Origin of the sequence: Arthrobacter antibioticus (genome assembly GCF_030063205.1) — a bacterium.
Classification (GTDB): domain Bacteria; phylum Actinomycetota; class Actinomycetes; order Actinomycetales; family Micrococcaceae; genus Specibacter.
Window position 1 is genome coordinate 59221 of sequence record NZ_JASISQ010000008.1, and the last position, 19161, is coordinate 78381.

Genomic DNA, 19161 nt, shown 5'->3' on the forward strand with positions numbered 1-19161 from the left:
TCGCCGTGGAAGCAACGACCCTCTCCCTCATCCAGCTTGGAATAGTCTTTTTCGGGCTCGGTTTTTTGGGTCGTCTCGCGGGGCGCATTGGGATGTCTCCCGTACCGCTTTACTTGCTTGGAGGCCTGGCTTTCGGTGAAGGTGGCTTCGTTAACTTGGGTGGGATTGACGGCTTCGCCCATATCGCCAGCGAAATTGGTGTCATCCTCCTGCTGCTTATGCTTGGTTTGGAATATACGGCAAAGGAGCTCGTAACAGGCCTGAAACAGTCCTGGTTGGCAGGTTTGGTTGACCTGGTTCTGAACATGCTGCCAGGGGTAGGAGTTGCGTTGATCCTGGGCTGGGGTCCCGTGGGTGCCCTGGTGATGGCCGGTATCACCTACAGTTCTTCCTCCGGCATCATTGCTAAGGTGCTTGGCGATCTTGGCCGGCTCGGAAACCGTGAAACTCCTGTCATTTTGGCTATTTTGGTGATTGAAGACCTCGCCATGGCGGCCTATTTACCTATTTTGACTGCCGTCTTATCGGGCATGTCTTTCATGGGAGGATTCACGGCCGTGGGTATTTCGCTGGCCGTCATCACCTTGGTCCTGCTGGGTGCGCTGCGATACGGGCACATGGTCTCCAGCGTTTTAGACAGCCCCGACCGGGAATCTTTTCTACTAAAGCTGCTCGGTGCGGCACTGCTTGTGGCTGGGGTGGCATCAGCGTTGCAGGTCTCGGCAGCCGTTGGGGCGTTCCTGCTTGGGATCGCAATATCAGGGGGCACCGCAGAGAACGCCACACGGGTCCTTGAGCCCTTGCGTGATCTCTTCGCCGCCATGTTCTTTGTTCTTTTCGGACTGAACACCGATCCGCGCAGCATCCCTCCTGTTCTCGGTGTGGCACTCCTCCTAGCTCTTGTCACAACGATCACCAAGGTGGCCACCGGCTGGTGGGCGGCGCAGCGGCAGGGCATTGGCATCCCCGGCCGTGCCCGTGCCGGTGCCGCTTTGATTGCGCGTGGAGAATTCTCAATCGTCATTGCCGGCTTAGCCGTGGCCTCCGGAGCAGTACCTGGGGAGCTTGCCGCCCTGGCCGCCACATATGTGCTCATCATGGCCGTCAGCGGCCCCATTGCCGCCCGTTATGTGGAGCCACTGGTCCGCGCCCTCCAGGGCAAGAAGCCGGAGCCGGTCTTTTAGTTCACCGACTGTGCCCGTCCGCCGACAATGCTCGGCTGTCGACTGCCCCAGCCCGCCCACGGTGATATCCCGTCCACAGTGCTTTCCCGCCGAAGGTGCTTTCCCGCCGAAGGCGGAGTGCCACGAGTAAGGTATTTGCGTTGCCAGACGCTAAAAAGTGCGTGTCACTGGTAATAAGCAGGCCCGCAGACCGGCTACAATCAATAGCGGAACATTGAGTCAGCTTGCTGGATCTTTTCCAATGCGGGCGTAGCTCAATGGTAGAGCGCTAGCTTCCCAAGCTCGATACGCGGGTTCGATTCCCGTCGCCCGCTCGTTGCGAAACACCCCGGCCCAATGGGCCGGGGTGTTTCTTTTTGCGCCGCTTCACACACAGCATGAAACGCACATTCTCATGCTGCCAACGTCCTTGTCACAGCCCGGGGAGTGTAAGGTCAGGCCATGGGGTCACTTTGACCCAACCTTAGGGAGCTGACATGGGCGACAAATCACCACGGCAAACTGCATCAAAGAAATCAAGCAAATCCATCAAGGAAAAGCGCGCTGACAAACGGGCCGGCGAATCCACAGCCCCCATCGCGGACAAGCCCACACCCGCAAAGAAGAAATGAGCGCCCAAACAAACGGGCTGCGTCTGGGTGTATTGGGAGCCTCGCGCAAGCCTGATGAACGGCGGGCACCGATCCATCCCGAACATTTCGTCCGGCTGGAACCGGAGATTCTCGCCCAGATGGTGGTCGAAGAGGGTTACGGAGACCGTTTTGGCATGTCCAATGCCGTCTTGGCCACCTTGGTGGGCGCTGTCGCCTCCCGCGAGCAAGTCATTGCGCAGTCTGACGTCATCCTGCTACCGAAGCCACAGGCCTCAGACCTGGCGGATCTCAAGGACGGACAAATCCTCTGGGGTTGGCCGCACTGCGTCCAGGACCGCGCCATAACTCAACTTGCTATCGATAAAAAGTTGACGCTGATCGCCTTTGAAGTCATGAACCACTGGGCCTCAGACGGAGGTTTCGGGCTCCACGTGTTTCACAAGAACAACGAACTCGCCGGTTATTCCTCAGTCATGCATTCCTTGGCGTTAACAGGTTCAACAGGTGACTACGGACGGCGCCTCAGTGCGGTGGTAATTGGTTTCGGTGCCACGGCTCGTGGCGCGGTGACAGCCTTGAAGGCACTGGGCATTTACGATATTCAGGTTTTGACCAGCCGCTACGTTGCAGCAGTTGCAGCACCTATTCACTCGGTTGAAATGGTGCAGTTTGATTTTGCTCCTGAGCCGCCGTACATGGGTTTTGTCATGCTCGATGACGGCGATGTGCCGTTGAGCGACTTCCTGGCTGATGCGGACATAATTGTGAACTGTACTTTGCAGGATCCCAACGCGCCCATGACCTACTTGACGGAAGCAGACCTGGCCGCACTCCGGCCGGGCAGCTTGATTGTTGACGTTTCCTGCGATGAAGGTATGGGGTTCAGCTGGGCCCGCAGCACAACCTTTGCCGATCCCATGTTCACTGTTGGTGACCACATCAATTACTACGCGGTTGACCACAGCCCCAGTTACCTGTGGAACTCGGCTACGTGGGAAATAAGTGAAGCGCTGATGCCGTTCATTGAACCGGTCCTGGCTGGCCGTGAGACGTGGGCCCAAACAGATACCATCCAACGCGCTGTTGAGATTTCCGCCGGCGTCATCATCAATCCGGCAATCCTGGAGTTCCAAAAACGCCAAGAAAGTTATCCGCACCTCCCGCTTGACCAGGCTTAATCTCCGAGCTTAGTCTCCGGGGCTGAGTCTCCGGGCTGATCGTGGGCAGCTGGGATGTATTTACCTCTGGGTAAAACAGCCCAGCTGCTGCGCAGCCCAAAGCAGTTGCTCAGCCAGTCTTTGGCACAATAAACACGGGTCGTCGCACGCTACGCAGATTCACCTGCAATGTCAGCTGCCCCTTCTTAGCCAGCACAAGGCCAAACACCAGGGCTGCCATCGCTAGCATCCCGCCGGCCATCAGCATGGCCCACTGCACGCCCAAACGCTCGGCCAGCCAGCCCATCAGTGGGCCTCCCAGCGCCTGGCCCCCTATTAAAACCATGATGTACAGGCTCATGACGCGCCCGCGGATCAGTACGTTCGTAGACATTTGCACCAATTGGTTGGCGCTCGTAAGGAAAAGTAACGAGGCGAGCCCCGCAACTACCATGACTGCCCCAAAGGTGAGCATATTTGGTGCCCGCGAAGCGATGATCAACACCACACCATATGAACCAGCAGCCGCCATGACCCCGCGTAGCCTAAGGGTGGCAATGCGAGTGGAGGCAAGCGCCCCGCAGAGCGCGCCCAGCGCAACGAGCGTATTGAGCAGACCATAGCCTCCGGCACCGACGTCGAACACGTTGTTGGCATAGGCAGCCATCAGCACGGGAAGACTCAGCCCAAACAATGCGAATACGGCCGCCATAGCCGCTGGCCAAACAATGGTCGGCCTACTCACGGCGTACCGAACACCCTCCATCAGCTGACCTTTGGCACGTTTTACCGGCGGCATCCGGATGAGGTCATTGGTGCGGATGAACAGCAGCGAGAGCACCGTGACTGTGCATGCCACCGCATTGGCGGCAAAGGCCCAGCCGCCGCCAACAGCCATGATCAGCACGCCGCTGACGGCCGGGCCGATCATTCCACCCATTTGAAAAATGGAGGAATTCAAGCTGATGGCGTTTCGTAGCTGGCCAGGGCCAACAAGCTCGTTGACAAAGACTTGACGTGCGGGCTGGTCGGCAACCACCACCAGGCCCAGAACGAAAGCAATGACGTAAATGTGCCAGACCTCCAGGTGTCCGGACAGCGCCAGGACAGCCAGGATCGCCGCAAGGCCACCAGCCACACCTTGGCTGATCATCAGGATCATCCGCTTTGAATACCTGTCGGCAAGAATTCCACCCAACGGCATAAGGACAAGGGAAGGAATGAACTGCATAAACACGGTAATTCCGACGGCGGTGACCGACCCCGAGAGTTCGAGCACCATCCAGTCCTGCGCCACGCGCTGCATCCACAAGGCGATGACGGCAAGGAGGTTCGCCGAGGCAAAGATTCGGTAGTTGCGGATTTTTAGTGACGAGAAAGTCTGATTCCACGGCGGACGTGTTCTCACTAGGTTGATTGGTGCGGTCATGGCGGCATCTGGTGAAACTGGAGGGGGCGTCAACGCTTTGGTCCTGGGACTTTGAGGGCGGAAGGGGTTTACCTCTTCAAGCCTAGGCGGTGGGGATCTATAACGAAATAGTATGATGCCTATAAGTACTATTGGAGTTCGTAATTACACAAGGGAGTCCTACAGTGTCCGACACCCCCATTTTTGACCCCATCCAACTCAAAAGTTTCTTAGTTCTAGCCGAAACACGTAACTTCACCCGGGCCGCCGAGCGTCTTGGTATTAGCCAACCCACAGTCAGCCAGCATGTTCGCAAACTCGAGCAGGCGGCCGGCCGTGTTCTTGTCACCCGTGACACGCGTGAAGTACGTCTGACCGATAATGGCGATGCAATGGCAGGGTTTGCCAGAACCATTCTGGCCGCCAACAATGTAGCCACACGGTACTTCTCCGGTGCTGCGATGCGCGGTCGGTTACGCTTCGGGACCGCTGATGATCTTGCCATCACGGGCCTGCCCAGAATTCTGCGCGAATTCCGTCAGCTGTACCCACAAATCAACCTCGAGCTGACAGTGAGCCAGAGCGATCAGCTGCACCGCCGCCTGAAAGCCGGGGCACTGGATTTGGTGTTTGTTAAGTGGGTTTCAGGTGCGCAGGAGGGTGAAGTCGTCAAGCAAGATACGTTCGCGTGGGTGGGATTGGAACAAACAGTACTTGAGCCTGGCGCCCCGGTTCCTGTCATTGTTTATCCGGCGCCGAGCCTCAGCCGGAAACTCGCTCTTGATGCTTTGGAAGATGCTGGCCGAACATGGCGGGTCACCTGCACCACTAAACAAATCAGTGGTGTCCTTGCTGCTTTGCGTGCCGGAATCGGTGTTGCTGTCATGCCGACTTCGCTTGTTCCGGAGGACCTGAAAATCATCACGAAGCGCTTTGAGCTCCCGCCTGTGGGCGCTGTGGACTTCACCCTGATCCGAAATCCCCTTGCGAACACTGAGGTTGTGGATGCTTTGACTCAAGCGATCATGGGGCGCAAACTCACACCAGTGGGCAGGCGGTGAGCACCCACCGTGAGGACGGACACATCACGGCCCTGTCCTTACGCGGTAGACTCGAGAGGTTATGATTCGAACAATATTTAAATCCAAGATTCATCGCGCAACCGTCACTCACGCCGATCTGCACTACGTAGGCTCGGTAACGGTGGATTCGGACCTGCTCGACGCCGCCGATATCCTACCCGGGGAGCTTGTCTCAATTGTGGACATCACTAATGGTGCCCGGCTGGAAACCTATACGATTGCCGGTGAACGCGGTTCCGGTGTCATAGGTATCAATGGCGCAGCCGCTCACCTGGTGGATGTTGGCGACCTTGTCATCTTGATGACCTACGCCCAGATGACCACGGCGGAGGCTCTGGACTTTGCCCCATCCGTAGTGCACGTTGATGCGGCGAACGCCATAGTTCATTTGGGCACGGATCCCGCCGAGGCCATCCTGCCGGGCCTGCTGCGCCCCGCCATGGCGCAAAGCCACTAGCCGTTTCTCCTCCCCTGCCCCTCAGTGTTAGCTGCCCCTAAATGTTAGCTGTCATCGAGGGATTCTCCGTCGTTTGGCTCGTCATCCTAGTGGGGTGGTTTGTTGGCAGACGCAATGTACTTGGCGAGAATGCGCCGTTGGTGCTTAGCCGGCTTTCGTTCTTCTTAGCTAGCCCGGCGCTGCTGGTAGAGACTCTTGCCAAAGCAGACCTGGCGAGTGTTTTCGCAGAACCTCTTTTAGTGGCTGCGGTAAGCGCTGTCATCACTGGTGGAGCGTTTCTACTGATCGTGAAGTTCTGGCTCAAACGATCGCTGGCGGAATCTCTTCTTTCTGCCATGTCTTCTTCTACGGCAAATGCGGCCAATCTAGGCATCCCGATCGCCGCCTACGTCCTAGGGGACGCAGCACTCATTGCTCCTGTACTGGTGTTTCAACTGGCCTTCTACACTCCCTTCTATCTGTTGTTGCTTGACAGCCTCACCAGTGGTCGCCGCGCCACACCGGGACGTGTTTTGTTACAGATCATCAGTAACCCGATGATCGTGGGAACAATGGTGGGACTTGTTTTAGCTGCAACTACTTGGCACCTGCCGAACCTCGTTGCCGAACCACTGCACCTGATAGCTGGGGCCGCCATTCCTGCCATCTTGATCGCCTTTGGCATGTCGCTGGGCTCCAGTAAACCCCTATCAGCAGCCGACGGGCGACGAAGCGATATTTTGTTGGCCACCGCTTTCAAGCTCATTCTCCACCCAACGGTTGCGTTTCTTCTGGGACACTTTGCCCTAGGTATGAGCGGGGCAGGACTGTTTGCGGTGGTAGTTGCCGCAGCACTTCCCACCGCCCAAAACGTGTACGTTACTGCCCAGCGCTACCAAGTGAGCGTCACAGTTGCCAAAGACACGGTGCTGGCCACGACGGTTCTGGCCATTCCCGCCATGTTCGCGGTTGCCTTCCTCTTGGGCTGACCTCTTGGGCTGGGGCGCGGTACGCTGTCGTTATGGCTACAAAAACCCCAGCAGAGTTGATCGCCGCCTTTCAAATCGGCTACACGTTCAGCGGTTCTTCCATCGCTCTCGGTGCAGCGATCGTGGACGGAGAAATCACCCCCGAGGCGCAGATTTGTCTCCCATTAGCCATGATGAACAGGCACGGACTGGTAGCAGGCGCCACAGGAACGGGTAAAACCGTCACCTTGCACATGATTGCCGAACAACTCTCCACCGCTGGGGTCCCCGTTTTCATGGCCGATATCAAGGGCGATCTCACCGGCTTGGCCACAGCGGCTGAAGGCAACGAAAAGCTGACAGCCCGCACCCAAACACTTGGCCAGCAATGGCAAGCTCAGGCCTTCCCGGTAGAATTCCTGGCACTTGGTGGCAACGGCAACGGCGTCCCGGTACGTGCAACTATCACCTCGTTTGGCCCCATCCTGCTTGCCCGTGTGCTTGAGCTCAATGAAACACAAGAGTCCAGTTTGCAACTTGTTTTCCACTACGCGGACATCAAAGAGCTTGAGCTATACGATCTGAAAGACCTACGCGCAGTCATTACCTTCCTAACCTCGGATGAGGGCAAACCGGAACTGCATGACCTCGGAGGACTATCCAAGGCCACAGCGGGAGTGATCCTGCGCAAACTGATCACCCTTGAGGCCCAGGGCATGGAAGAGTTCTTCGGAATGCCTGAATTCGACACGGCAGAACTGTTGCGCAAAGCTCCGGATGGGCGCGGGGTCATTACCGCACTGGAGCTCCCCAGCATCCAGGACAAGCCCCTGCTGTTCTCCACTTTTCTGATGTGGCTCCTGGCGGACTTGTTCCGTGATCTGCCCGAGGTGGGCGATCTAGACAAGCCCAAACTCGTGTTCTTCTTTGACGAGGCGCACTTGCTGTTCAACGGTGCGAGCAAAGCATTTTTAAACGCCATCACTCAAACGGTCCGGCTGATCCGCTCCAAGGGTGTGGGGATCTTCTTTGTCACCCAAACGCCTAAAGACGTGCCATCAGATGTCCTGGCACAGCTAGCCAACCGGATCCAGCATGCCTTGCGCGCCTTCACTCCCGAGGACGCCAAAGCACTCAAGGCCACAGTCTCAACTTTCCCTATAAATGACTACGACCTGGCCGAGGTGCTCACCAACGCTGGAATCGGTGAGGCAGTTGTCACTGTCATGAATGAAAATGGCGCGCCCACACCTGTTGCTCTGACACGTTTGCGGGCCCCCGGGTCGGTGATGGGAGCCTGCTCAGCGGAAACACTCAAGGCCGTCATTGCGGCGTCCGCGCTTTTACCCACCTATGGAACCGCCGTCGACCCCATTTCTGCTTACGAGAAACTACAGGCAGCTCCTGCAGCCGAGCCCGCACCGAAGACTGGCCCGGCGGCGGGTTCGCCACTTCCGCCACCACCTCCGGTGTCTCTTCCTGCGCCAAACAACGACGGCGGGATGGCCTCAGATGTCATGGACGTCTTGGGTGGGGCGCTGGGTGGTGGACTTAAAAGTATGGTCCGTTCCATGGGAAGCTCACTTGGCCGGAATCTGATGCGAGACATGTTTGGGACTGCTCCACGAAGGCGTCGTCGTTAGCGTACAACGAGGGGTAGATGACGCGCTGAGCACCGAGAAGGAACCCCAGATTCAAGAGCCAGCACCTGAACCCGGTACAGTTGACGGGGTGAAGAACGGTACCCAGCTCGTCAAAATCGCAGCAACGTGGCTGCTCATATTTATGCTTGCAGTCGCCGCTTCAATCGTGACCATTGCAGTTGTCAACACCAACGACTTTGGTCCCGAAAAGTCCGTTGCCAATTATTTGTCGGCGCTTAAAGAAGGTGATGGGGCCAAGGCTCTTGGTCTTCTGAACGCCAAAGTACCCGCAGCGAATGCCGCAGTCCTGGACGGGGAAGCGCTGGCGTCCTCCCAAGAAGCAATGACGGACCTGATGATTGCTGACGCCGTGGATGGCCCTGACGAGAGCAAAATTGTGAGCGTCAGTTACACACTCAACAAAAAAGCTATGAGCACCGATTTCAAGCTTACGCAGGGTCCCCAGCAATGGCTTTTCTTTAACAGCTGGGTCATGGTGCCGCGAACTCTGCCGGTAATAAACGCCTCAGTTGTCAACGCCAATCAAGCAATAATCAACGGCGTAGACGTCAATATGCCGGAGGGCAAAAACTCTTTCGCCGTGCTCTACCCCGGTAGCTATGAACTTGAATACCGTTCCCCCCTCTTCGCAGCGCCTCCCGTTACACGCACTGTAAGCGCTCCGGGCGAGGCCATTCCTGCGGTAGGGCTCGCAACCGGGCCCACAAGTGACCTTTTGGCGCAGGTAGGCGGTGCCATCGGTAAATATCTTGACACCTGTGCCGAGCAAGCAGTCTTGCTACCCACCGGATGCCCCATGAGTGCAGGCACAAACAACCGGGTACTCTCCCCTGTGGAATGGTCCATCGTTGAGTATCCGGCCATCACAATCACGCCCTACGGCGGCCAGTGGATCATCCCACCGCTCAGCGTAAAAGCTCAGGTCCAGTATCAAGAACAGGACCTGTTCACCGGTCTCGTCTCCGAGGTCAAAGAGGTAGAAGACTTTGGTTTCACGGCCAAGCTGTCAATCACGGGGACCGACGTTTCAGTTACCCCCGTTGTCAGCTACTAAGACTGACCACTCATTCGGCACCTGGATCCCGCCGCTAGATCCCACGCAGGTCCAGTGCCAGCTCGCTCGCCCCGTCAGCACTCATCAGAACTGGGATACCCCAATCTTGTTGGTAGAGGTGGCACGCTGCATGATCCGGGATCTCCCCGTTGGCATCTTCGCCACCGTCACATGCCGCTGCACGCGCAGTGAAATGCAGGACACCTTCAGGCACGTCCGCTGATAGCACTAGGGTCCTGGAGAGACCCACCGACGTCCCCTCCCCCTCAAGCAGCAGTTCCGGCGGTGTCGAAGAGACCTTCAGCTGGGTGGGATCCCCCCACCGATCATCAAGTTTCTGCCCGGTCGGTGCGGAGAAATTGATTGTCAGGGCAAGTTCACCCGGGGCAATCCCAGTTTTGGGCCGCTGCGTCTGGGCAGCACCCTCATCCACCTGCAGAGCATTCTTTGGCAAAGGGAGCCTGACAAGCTGGTGTTTATTGGCTTCAACCACAATGAGCAGCGGTATCTCACCAGATTCATCAAGCAAAACATCACTGGGTTCAGCCAAGCCACGGGCCAAGGTGCTAACAGTCTTAGTAGCCGGGTCATAACGGCGGACAGCACCGTTATAGGTGTCCGCCACAGCTACTGAACCATCCGGCAGAACCGCAACGCCCAAAGGGTGCTGCAGGCGGGCCGCCGCGGCCTCGCCGTCCCGGAAGCCGAAGTCAAAAAGACCCTCGCCGATGACCGTCTCAACCAGCACGCCGCCGTCGTCCGTAAATTTCAGCACGCGCAGTGCAGAGGTTTCCGAATCCGCAACCCAGATGTTGCCTTGGGCGTCCTCAGTCAGGCCGGATGGTTGCGCAAACCAGGCCTGCTCCGCCGCGCCGTCGAGCAACCCTTCCAAACCGTTCCCAGCCACCACAGTGAGTGCACCGCTTGCCGGATCAAAATCGAAGATCTGGTGCGTGCCGGCCATGGCGATGACAATTGTTTTCAGCGTCGAGGAGTAAGCAACATCCCATGGTGATGACAGCGCCACGTCAAGGGGTGCTGTGCCAAGGTGGGTATCGCTGATGGTTGCACCATCTGCTGCGACTCTGGCAGGTCCAGCGTCAAGGAGCCGCTGGACCCCGTTTCCGGCCAGCGTACGCACCTCTCCCGTCGCCAGTGATACCCCGCGCAGACGGTGGTTCACCGAATCGGCAACCACGACGTCGTAGCCCACTGCTGCTGCCACCTCACCCGGGAGCAGGGCAAGACCCTGAGGCTCGTTGAATTCTGCCTCTTGGGCCGATCCGTCCACGAAGCCCCGCTGGCCAGAGCCAATAGTACGAACCACTGTTGTCAGGTCAGGACCGGTCTCGACCAGTCGGTGATGACCTGTGTCGGAAACTAGAAAGTTCCCATCCGCCAGAGGCAGGACCTTGCCGGGGAAACGCAGGTCGCGAGAGACTGGCTCTGGTGCAACATAGGGACCGTCACCTCGGTGGAGCGTGCCTTTAGCCTCATGTTCGGCAATGAGTTCCGGAATAAATGAAGCCAGCCCGGCAGCATGACCCTCGCCCGAGAGGTGAGCAACAATGTAGCCCTCCGGGTCAACGACAACGAGCGTTGGCCACGCTCGGGCCGCGTATGCCTGCCATGTCAATAGTTCAGGATCATCGAGCACTGGATGTTGGATATCGTAGCGCTCCACCGCAGAAGCCAACGCTACGGGGTCCGCTTCATGCTCAAATTTTGGCGAATGCACCCCCACGGTGACAAGGACGTCCTTGTATTGCTCTTCTAGTGGGCGCAGTTCGTCAAGGACGTGCAAGCAGTTGATACAGCAAAATGTCCAAAAATCCAGGATGACAATCTTGCCGCGCAACATTTCCAAGTTCAGCTCTGCACCGCCGGTATTCAACCAGCCGCGACCTTCAAGTTCCGAAGCCCTGATGCGGACAGGGCTGGTTTTCATTGCGGAATCCACTAGTACGTTTCTCCTTGCCTACCGGCCGGGGACCCCGGCTCACTTTCTCATGCTGCTATTGAACCTTGTGTTGCTTGTGTTTGCCTACTGGGACCTGCTGTTGTCCTTCGCACTGGCCTCTGGCTTTGTCTCGCTGCTCTTATGCTGCAGCCGATGAGGCATAGCCGGACCCCGGTGTGAGCTGTCCGTGACGGCGTCACGAGCGGCAAGTTGGGCAAACATGTCATTGTAAGCGCCCAGCTCGGCGTCCTTATTCCTGTCAGCGGCCCGATCCTTGCGTTTAGTTTCACGCGCATCGGATTTGGACCACATATAGGCAACCCCCAATGCGATCAGCAAAGTGGGAAATTCCCCCACACCCCAGGCAATTCCACCGGCTGTCTGTTGGTCGATCAGTGCCGCATCACCCCAGGGCCTGCCCATGCTGCCGAAGTATTCACCCGAGAGCAGTGCGGTGGCCATCATCAAAGACACACCAAAGAAAGCATGGAAAGCCATGGTGGCCAGCAGGAGCACCAGTCGCAGTGGGTAGGGCGCACGGAACGGCAAGGGGTCGGCGCCAATCATGCTCTGCACAAAGATGTAACCAGTGAGCGTGAAGTGAATGATCATTAACTCGTGGCCCACGTGATAACGCATAGCTAGATTGAATGCGGGCGAGTAGTAGAACAAAATCAGGCTGCCGGAGAAGTTCGCCGCAGCAAACAACGGGTGCGTGATGAGTTTGGAATATTTGGAATGCACAAGGACAAGAATCCACTCGCGCAGACCACGGGAACCATCGCGCCGGGGCACCAGGGCCTGCAAAGCCAGAGAGATCGGTGAGCCCAACGCCAAAAATAGCGGGGCCACCACCATCAACGCCATGTGCTCAACCATGTGCGCACTGAAAAGTACAGCACCGTAAACTGCCGGTCCACCTGAGGTGATATAAACCAGGGACAGGAGCCCAACAAACCAAGAGATGCTGCGCAGCACAGACCATTTATTGCCCCGCTTGTAAAGCTTCACCATCCCAATGATGTATGCCGCTCCAGCCAACACGGCAAAGGCCACCCACAGCCAGTCCATGCGCCATTCGCTAAACCAACGGGAAAATTCAAGTTCTGGTGGCAGCGGATACCCGGTAAGGATCTGGGCAGGTGTGAGAGCTTCTTGCGCGAGTTCTCGTGACTGAGGCGGTGCCGAGCGGCTCAGCCCCACGGCCAGCCCGCTAACAATGCCCATAATCAGCAGTTCCACGAAGATCAGCTGCCACAGCAACCGCCGTGTGTTTGCCGTGCCGTTGTTGCGTTCGCCACCGGCCAGTCGAGGAATAACCCATTCACGGTGCATCCAGCCAATAACACCAAGGACAATGGTGGCAGCCGATTTTGCCAAAATCAGCTGACCGTAGGAGGAGTAAAAGAGGTCATGCCAATTGGTGATGCGGATGGCCGCGTTGATGACCCCGGACCCTGCCACGGCAACAAAGGCAAAGATCGCCAGGGCGGAAAAGCGTTTGAGTGTCTGGGCTGTGATTTCACCCAACACTCCGGAGACAACCACCAAGACAATGATGCCCCCCACCCACAGCGAGGCACCGGTGATGTGTAGGAAGAGCGAGTTTACCGCACCCTTGTGGTCGGCACTGGAAGCCGAGTGACCAATCAAGGCCTGCGGAACGAACGAGAGAATGGCTAGCACAAGGGGTACGGCCAACGCGCTGATGTTGCGCAGACCAATCACCATGGTGGTGACAACTGCCGCCGCAATAGTGATCAGCAACCACGCCTGCCCCACGGGCAGCTCAGTCATGAAGAACACCAACATATTGGTGTATTCATTGGATCCAGATAGCGCGAGTCCGGAAATACTTGAATATGTCAGCACGAGAACTGCAATAGAGGACACTGTCCATACGCCACCGGCAACCATGGCCAGCGTCATTACGCGCGTGAAGGCGGGGTGTTCCGGCACTTGCGTCCGTTTTGCAGAATCCTCTTTGATCCTGCCCGTATGCGGGCGGTGAGCGTGGAGGTCTTTGGGCAAGATCACCACTGCGAAGATCAGCGCACCAATGACAGCTGAAAGAGACAAATCGTGAATGGTGGTGGCAATGGGAAGCCCCCACCGGGTAAACGCGCCAGGGTCGGCAAGTTGGGCTACAGCCGCTGCACCGGTCCACATCAGGGACGCAACAACCGCGGCCATCGCGAACGCCAATCCGAGCCACCACCAACGGCTACGAATACCGTCAGCGAAGGTGCCCCCGTGTGAAGCGGGTGCAGGGCGGATTGACGTGGCTTGAGCAGAATCTACGGGGGGCACACTCCCATTCTCCTGCAACTGGGGAACATAGTGCGAATCAGGCAGTTCTCAGGAAGTGGTGAGTGCACCTTTTTCAAGCCTGGGGGTGGATAATACTTTTCGCCCCTGGTGGACATGGTGCGAAAAGTATTATCCACCCCCGAGCCTAACTAGGTGAGGGTTAAATAGGTGAGGGCGGCCAGCAAATGCCGGCCGCCCTCACCTATTGCAGTGAAGAAATTACTTCTTGACAGCAGCCTTCAGCTTGGAGCCAGCGGACAGCTTGACGCTGTGGCCTGCCGCAATCTGGATGGTCTCGCCGGTCTGCGGGTTGCGGCCTGTGCGAGCTGCACGGTCTGTGCGCTCGATCGAGAGCCAGCCCGGGATGGTGATCTTTTCGCCGGCTGCAACGGAGCTCTCGAATACTGAGAAGAGTGCATCCAGTACGCCGTTTACTGCTGTCTGGCTGGTCTCAGCCTTTGCTGCAACTTCAGCAACCAGTTCGCTACGATTCTTAGCCATGTTTGTCCTCCTGGACGTAAAGTAAATCCAATTCCACGCGGTTGCGTGTCAACCACTGCTAGCGAACTTACCAGTTATTCCGCGGGATTCCGGTAAATTTCGGTATTTTGCGGCGTTTTCTGGGTCAATTTCCCCGGAATCTAGGCATATTTCGCTCTCAGCCAACTACTCTGTCCGTGATTTGTCCCCGCTTAGGGGCCTATGGTGCAACCCTCACGGCTGTGACCGTGGTGGCGGAGGGGTGACCAGCAAAAGTAAGAAGGGCAGCAAAAAAGGGCGGTGACCCGAAGGTCACCGCCCTAATTAGAACTGGGTATTACCAGCTGGACTTCTTGATGCCGGGCAATTCGCCAGCGTGCGCCATCTTGCGGAAGCGTACACGGGAGATGCCGAACTTCTGGAGCGTTCCACGGGGACGGCCGTCAATGGCGTCGCGGTTACGAACACGTACCGGCGATGCATTGCGCGGGAGCTTCTGCAGACCCAGGCGGGCCGCTTCGCGCTCTTCGTCGGTGGAGGTCGGGCTAACGAGGGCCTTCTTCAGGGCGAGACGCTTCTCGGCGTAACGCTCTACGATGACCTTGCGCTGCTCGTTCTTCGCGATCATGGACTTCTTAGCCATAGTCTTAGCGCTCCTCTCGGAATTCAACGTGCTGACGGATCTTGGGATCATACTTTTTCAGAACCAAACGGTCCGGAGTGTTACGACGGTTCTTGCGGGTTACGTAAGTAAACCCGGTGCCCGCGGTGCTCTTCAGCTTGATGATCGGACGTACGTCCTTGTCTTTTGCCACTAGAGCTTCACCCCACGAGCGAGAATTTCTGCGACGACGGCGTCAATACCGCGCACGTCGATGGTCTTGATGCCCTTGACGGATAGCTGCAACGTAACGTTGCGGCGCAAGGACGGTACCCAGTAGCGCTTCTTCTGGATATTCGGATCGAACCGACGCTTGTTGCGGCGGTGCGAGTGCGAAATGCTATGTCCAAAGCCCGGCTCGGCTCCGGTCACCTGGCAGTGTGCTGCCATGATCACTCCTAAAAAATGAATGGAAACGGTTCACTGGTGTAAACCGTGCGAAGAGGCAGCGTCCGCCCTTGGACAGCATGATTCCCCACCGTCATTTCCATGATGAGAAGGAACTTGGCTGTCCGGAGAATACCCGAATGCACGCAACTTGAGCCCCTAACTACCGGCCAACGGGAGGATAATCACCGCAAACCGGAGCAATTGCACACGCTCCGCGCTACCTAGCGCTAACCCAGTCTAGTTGCAAACGGGGTAATTGTACTAATTGACATATCACGCCTTTGAGTGAACAAGGCTCAACAGCAGCCCCGGCACGGTCACAACTTTCACGCGGAGCCTTATACGGGCCTTTATATGAGCCTTATCGTAGGACCGGTAGTTAGCCCAGCGGCGTACGCAACGCGGGCCAGCGCGCGCTGAGATTGTCCCCCGAGGACACTCCACGGAGGCGGCGCCCCACCCACGGCCCAACATATTCCCTAGTCCACGCGGCATTGTCTTTAATCGACTCAGCGGTAGTTTTGACAGGCATTGGCGGCAGATCCGGCATCGGTACGCGTACAGTCTCGCCGAGCTGCCCCAGCACCCTGTTCGCCATATTAATGTGGCCGGGGGTGGACATGTGAGTACGGTCAATACCCCATAGGCGCCAGTCGCAGTACTCTCGGAAGCGCCAGTAGTCAACGAGTTCGGCACCGTGGTCCTCGGCTACTTCGCGGACAAGCTCGTTGTAGACGGCTGTGCGGCCACGGATGCTTGCAAAAACTTTGGAGGAACTGGCGTCGTAGCCGGTAAAGATCAGTACCCGCGCGCCGGTAGCTGTCAGCTTGGCAATTCCGTCCGCGTAGTTGGCGATCATGGCATCGATGTCTACTCTGGGCCGCAGGATGTCATTGATGCCGGAGTAGATGGTGACAAGAGTGGGCGCCATGGCCACCGCACCATCAATTTGTTCCGCCAGGATCTGCTTCATTTTTTTACCGCGAATGGCGAGGTTGGCGTACCCCACCGTTTCTTCTGGATGAGCTAGCACAAGCTGCCCGGCCACCCTGTCCGCCCAGCCTCGCACCTGATTGGGAAGCTGAGGGTCCGTGTCACCAAGACCTTCGGTAAATGAATCACCCAAGGCTACGTACCGTAGTGAAAATTCCATGCCTGCTCCTTGCCGCCGGCAGCCCCCGGACAAATATCTGCTCGACTCGTGAGGTCTTTAGTTCCTAGTCTAGGTGCTGCCAGCGCGAACAGTTGTGACTACCTTGCCGGTTCCAGCGCACTCTGGGAGCGCTCCGCTTCTCTGGCAGCGATGAGATCGGCATAGGCACCTCCGGCGTCGCGCAGAATTGCAGGCTCCCCCACTTCGACGACCGATCCGCCTGAAAGCACGGCCAGCTGGTCGGCATCTTCCACAGTAGAAAGTCTGTGGGCGATGGTCAGCGTGGTGCGGCCCACCGCCAAATGATCCAATGCTAACTGCACGGCAGCTTCCGTGGTGTTATCCAAGGCGGATGTGGCTTCATCAAGAACCAGCACCCGAGGGTTGCGCAGGATAGTCCTGGCAATCGCCAACCGCTGCTGCTCACCGCCTGAGAAACGGTGTCCGCGGGCACCAACAAGGGTGTCCAGTGTCTCTGGCAGTGCGGCCACGAGGTCAGCAATCTGGGCTGAAGCTAATGCCTTCCATAAGGTGGCGTCATCGGCTTCGGGCGCCGCTAACTGGAGATTCTCACGGATGCTCGCGTGAACAAGATATGACTCTTGGGACACCACTCCCACAATGCGGGCCAAAACATCCGGGGCAATTTCGCGTACGTCGACTCCATCAATTGTGACTTCGCCCGAGGTGACATCGTGCAGTCGTGGCAGTAATGCTCCCAGCGTTGACTTGCCGGAACCGGTGGGGCCCACCACTGCCGTTGTGGTGCCAGCCGGTAGCGCAAGGTCGATTCCACACAACACTTCAGCGCCGCCGTCGTACGCGAAACGGACGCCTTCAAACCGAACCTCGCCACGCACAAGTTCCGGATCCAGCGGAACGGGTTTTTCGGAGGCGGTGATATCCGGGACAAGATCAATGTACTCAAAGATGCGGCTAAAGAGCGCCATCGCAGTGACCCACTGGACTCCGAGGTTTAGCAGCCCCATGATGGGACGGAAAATAGTGGCTTGAAGTGCCGTGAACGCCACGATAGTGCCGATGGTCATCGAGCTGGCCGGCAACCCGCCAGCGAAATAAATGATCGCCGGGATGGCAGAGAAAATGATGCTCATAGTTGCCATGCGCCAACGGCCGGCTAACTGCGAGCGCAGCTCCAGACCAATGAGACGTTCGGAGCTCTCTGTGTAGCGTTCGGCGTCGCGGCCGGTGGTGCCGAGCGTTTTGGCCAATCGCACCCCAGAGATGCTTAGGCCTTCTTCCACATAGGTGTTCATGGTGGCCAGCTCGGCCTGCATGGTGGAGGTGATGTCGCGCCGGAGCAGGGCTACCCGGCGCGAGAACCAGATGGCCGGCGGGATGACTATCAGCGAGAGTAGGGCTAACTGCGGGGACAAGACCACCATGGCGATCGCTGTCCCCACCGCGGTTGTCAGATTCGAGGCGACTCCGGTTGCCGTGGATGTAATAACGGACTGCATGCCTGAAATGTCATTATTTAGCCGCGATTGCACTTCACCGCTGCGGGTTTTTGTGAAGAATGAGAGCGACTGCTTTTGTAGGTGTGTAAATAGTCTTGTTCGCAGTGTGTGCATAATTTTTTGGCCCATGGCCGTGGTCATCCAGGTTTGCACCACCCCGATCAGGGCAGTGGCCGCGGCGACGGCAATCATGGCACCGGCCAGCCATGCCAGTAGCTTGAGATTCTTTTCCGGCAGGGCTGAATCAATGACCCCGCGGACAAGGAACGGCTGGGCCAGCGAGATCAGGCTGGAGGCACTGATCAAGAGTACGACGGCGGCAATACTCGCCTTGTGTGGTGCGAACAGGGCCACAATGCGGCGCATGCTCACCGGGTGGCGCTTGATTTGCGCTTCATCCCCGGGTTTCACGCGGGCGGGCCCGCGTGAATTCAGGCCTGGTGAGCCGGACAGTTCACGGCTGGGCCTTTGTTTTTGGTTGACGTTTCTTTTAGTCAAGGGCGCCACCTCCAGATGTTGTGCGGGGCGCGGGACTCGCACCAACTATTAGCGAGGTTACCTCACTATGTGGTTGGGGGTCAAATTTAGTATGCTGTTTTTATGGCATCCATTGACGACGCGACCGATCTAGGCGAACTCTTTCACGCGGCATTTCGGGGGCTGCGCCGGACGTGGTCCCAACAGCTGGCCCCTTGGGAATTAACCCCGCATCAGTGGCGGGCACTGATGACATTGCAGCGCAATCGTCCAGCGCCGGGTGAGCCCGTCCCGGGTGAACCATCGCCGGCGCAGCAGGAGTGGGCGCAGCCGGATGTCTCACCGGGCTCTGCCAGCTGCAATGCTGCGAACCGCAATGCTGCGAACTGCAATAGTGGGGCATCCGGTGCGGTCGGTGTGACTCGGCTAAAGGATCTGGCCGAGCGTTTGCGTATTGCGCCACGTTCGGCCACTGAAGTGGTTGACCAACTCGAGGCTAAGGGGCTTCTGTGCAGAGAACCGGACCCCACCGACAGGCGGGCCACGCTCATCGTGGCCACCGATGCCGGAGCCGAGCTTTATAACAGCATCCGTGCCGAGCGCCGCGACAAGTCCACGGAGTACTTTGCCACCCTCAACGCACACGACCGTGCCGAACTAGCCAGGATCCTCGGGCAGTTACCCCACTAGATGCCTGCTCCAC

Annotated in this window: 18 protein-coding genes and 1 tRNA gene; 10 read left to right on the forward strand and 9 right to left on the reverse strand. The window is 57.7% G+C overall.

All coding sequences use genetic code 11. The features are described 5' to 3' along the window. The first annotated feature begins 5 nt into the window (after positions 1 to 5). From QMG40_RS14930 to QMG40_RS14945, 4 genes are all read left to right on the forward strand, one after another. A complete protein-coding gene (locus tag QMG40_RS14930; RefSeq protein ID WP_283531907.1) occupies positions 6 to 1184 on the forward strand; it encodes a cation:proton antiporter in 1179 nt (392 codons plus the stop codon). Positions 1185 to 1427: 243 nt separating this feature from the next. Next, positions 1428 to 1498: transfer RNA gene (locus QMG40_RS14935), tRNA-Gly, on the forward strand. Positions 1499 to 1660: 162 nt separating this feature from the next. Beyond that, positions 1661 to 1795, forward strand: coding sequence for a hypothetical protein (locus QMG40_RS14940; RefSeq protein ID WP_283531908.1), 135 nt, complete (start codon positions 1661 to 1663; stop codon positions 1793 to 1795). Beyond that, positions 1792 to 2955, forward strand: a complete 1164-nt coding sequence (locus QMG40_RS14945; RefSeq protein WP_283531909.1) for a N(5)-(carboxyethyl)ornithine synthase — start codon at positions 1792 to 1794, stop codon at positions 2953 to 2955. The genes QMG40_RS14940 and QMG40_RS14945 overlap by 4 nt, the downstream gene beginning before the upstream one ends. A 109-nt stretch (positions 2956 to 3064) precedes the next feature. Here the strand turns inward: QMG40_RS14945 and QMG40_RS14950 are convergent, their stop codons facing one another. Next, positions 3065 to 4363, reverse strand: a complete 1299-nt coding sequence (locus QMG40_RS14950) for an MFS transporter (RefSeq protein WP_283531910.1) — start codon at positions 4361 to 4363, stop codon at positions 3065 to 3067. A gap of 179 nt (positions 4364 to 4542) precedes the next feature. Here QMG40_RS14950 and QMG40_RS14955 point away from each other — a divergent pair, with 179 nt between their 5' ends. The 5 genes from QMG40_RS14955 (at position 4543) to QMG40_RS14975 (ending at position 9546) form a co-directional block, all read left to right on the forward strand. Continuing rightward, positions 4543 to 5403, forward strand: coding sequence for a LysR family transcriptional regulator (locus QMG40_RS14955; protein WP_283531990.1), 861 nt, complete (start codon positions 4543 to 4545; stop codon positions 5401 to 5403). A gap of 61 nt (positions 5404 to 5464) precedes the next feature. Beyond that, positions 5465 to 5881 carry an aspartate 1-decarboxylase gene (gene panD, locus QMG40_RS14960; RefSeq protein WP_283531911.1) on the forward strand — a complete coding sequence of 139 codons (417 nt, stop codon included), beginning with the start codon at positions 5465 to 5467 and terminating at the stop codon, positions 5879 to 5881. 41 nt (positions 5882 to 5922) lie between these two features. Continuing rightward, complete coding sequence (locus QMG40_RS14965; protein WP_283531912.1) at positions 5923 to 6849, forward strand: AEC family transporter; 927 nt, start codon at positions 5923 to 5925, stop codon at positions 6847 to 6849. Positions 6850 to 6881: 32 nt separating this feature from the next. Next, positions 6882 to 8471, forward strand: coding sequence for a helicase HerA-like domain-containing protein (locus tag QMG40_RS14970; RefSeq protein ID WP_283531913.1), 1590 nt, complete (start codon positions 6882 to 6884; stop codon positions 8469 to 8471). Next, positions 8440 to 9546 carry a hypothetical protein gene (locus QMG40_RS14975; RefSeq protein WP_283531914.1) on the forward strand — a complete coding sequence of 369 codons (1107 nt, stop codon included), beginning with the start codon at positions 8440 to 8442 and terminating at the stop codon, positions 9544 to 9546. The genes QMG40_RS14970 and QMG40_RS14975 overlap by 32 nt, the downstream gene beginning before the upstream one ends. 34 nt (positions 9547 to 9580) lie before the next feature. Here the strand turns inward: QMG40_RS14975 and QMG40_RS14980 are convergent, their stop codons facing one another. The 8 genes from QMG40_RS14980 to QMG40_RS15015 all read right to left on the reverse strand — a co-directional run bounded on the left by QMG40_RS14980 (position 9581) and on the right by QMG40_RS15015 (position 18434). After that, complete coding sequence (locus QMG40_RS14980; RefSeq protein WP_283531991.1) at positions 9581 to 11494, reverse strand: NHL domain-containing thioredoxin family protein; 1914 nt, start codon at positions 11492 to 11494, stop codon at positions 9581 to 9583. Between the two features lie 96 nt (positions 11495 to 11590). Then, positions 11591 to 13816 carry a cytochrome c oxidase assembly protein gene (locus QMG40_RS14985; RefSeq protein ID WP_459253021.1) on the reverse strand — a complete coding sequence of 742 codons (2226 nt, stop codon included), beginning with the start codon at positions 13814 to 13816 and terminating at the stop codon, positions 11591 to 11593. Between the two features lie 219 nt (positions 13817 to 14035). Beyond that, entirely contained in the window at positions 14036 to 14317 is a 282-nt protein-coding gene (locus QMG40_RS14990) for an HU family DNA-binding protein (protein ID WP_038465691.1), read from the reverse strand. A 316-nt stretch (positions 14318 to 14633) separates the two neighbouring features. Then, positions 14634 to 14939, reverse strand: coding sequence for a 30S ribosomal protein S14 (rpsN, locus tag QMG40_RS14995; protein ID WP_062285947.1), 306 nt, complete (start codon positions 14937 to 14939; stop codon positions 14634 to 14636). 4 nt (positions 14940 to 14943) lie between these two features. Beyond that, positions 14944 to 15111, reverse strand: coding sequence for a 50S ribosomal protein L33 (gene rpmG / locus QMG40_RS15000; RefSeq protein WP_044574616.1), 168 nt, complete (start codon positions 15109 to 15111; stop codon positions 14944 to 14946). Beyond that, complete coding sequence (rpmB, locus tag QMG40_RS15005) at positions 15111 to 15347, reverse strand: 50S ribosomal protein L28 (RefSeq protein WP_038465685.1); 237 nt, start codon at positions 15345 to 15347, stop codon at positions 15111 to 15113. The genes rpmG and rpmB overlap by 1 nt, the downstream gene beginning before the upstream one ends. 379 nt (positions 15348 to 15726) lie before the next feature. Further along, a complete protein-coding gene (locus QMG40_RS15010; protein ID WP_283531916.1) occupies positions 15727 to 16500 on the reverse strand; it encodes an SGNH/GDSL hydrolase family protein in 774 nt (257 codons plus the stop codon). Between the two features lie 98 nt (positions 16501 to 16598). After that, positions 16599 to 18434 (reverse strand): ABC transporter ATP-binding protein, encoded by a 1836-nt coding sequence (locus tag QMG40_RS15015; RefSeq protein WP_283531993.1) that lies wholly within the window; start codon positions 18432 to 18434, stop codon positions 16599 to 16601. Positions 18435 to 18581: 147 nt separating this feature from the next. On the opposite strand from QMG40_RS15015, the gene QMG40_RS15020 reads away from it, so the two are divergent. Continuing rightward, positions 18582 to 19148, forward strand: coding sequence for a MarR family winged helix-turn-helix transcriptional regulator (locus QMG40_RS15020; RefSeq protein WP_283531917.1), 567 nt, complete (start codon positions 18582 to 18584; stop codon positions 19146 to 19148). The last annotated feature ends 13 nt before the right edge of the window (positions 19149 to 19161 follow it).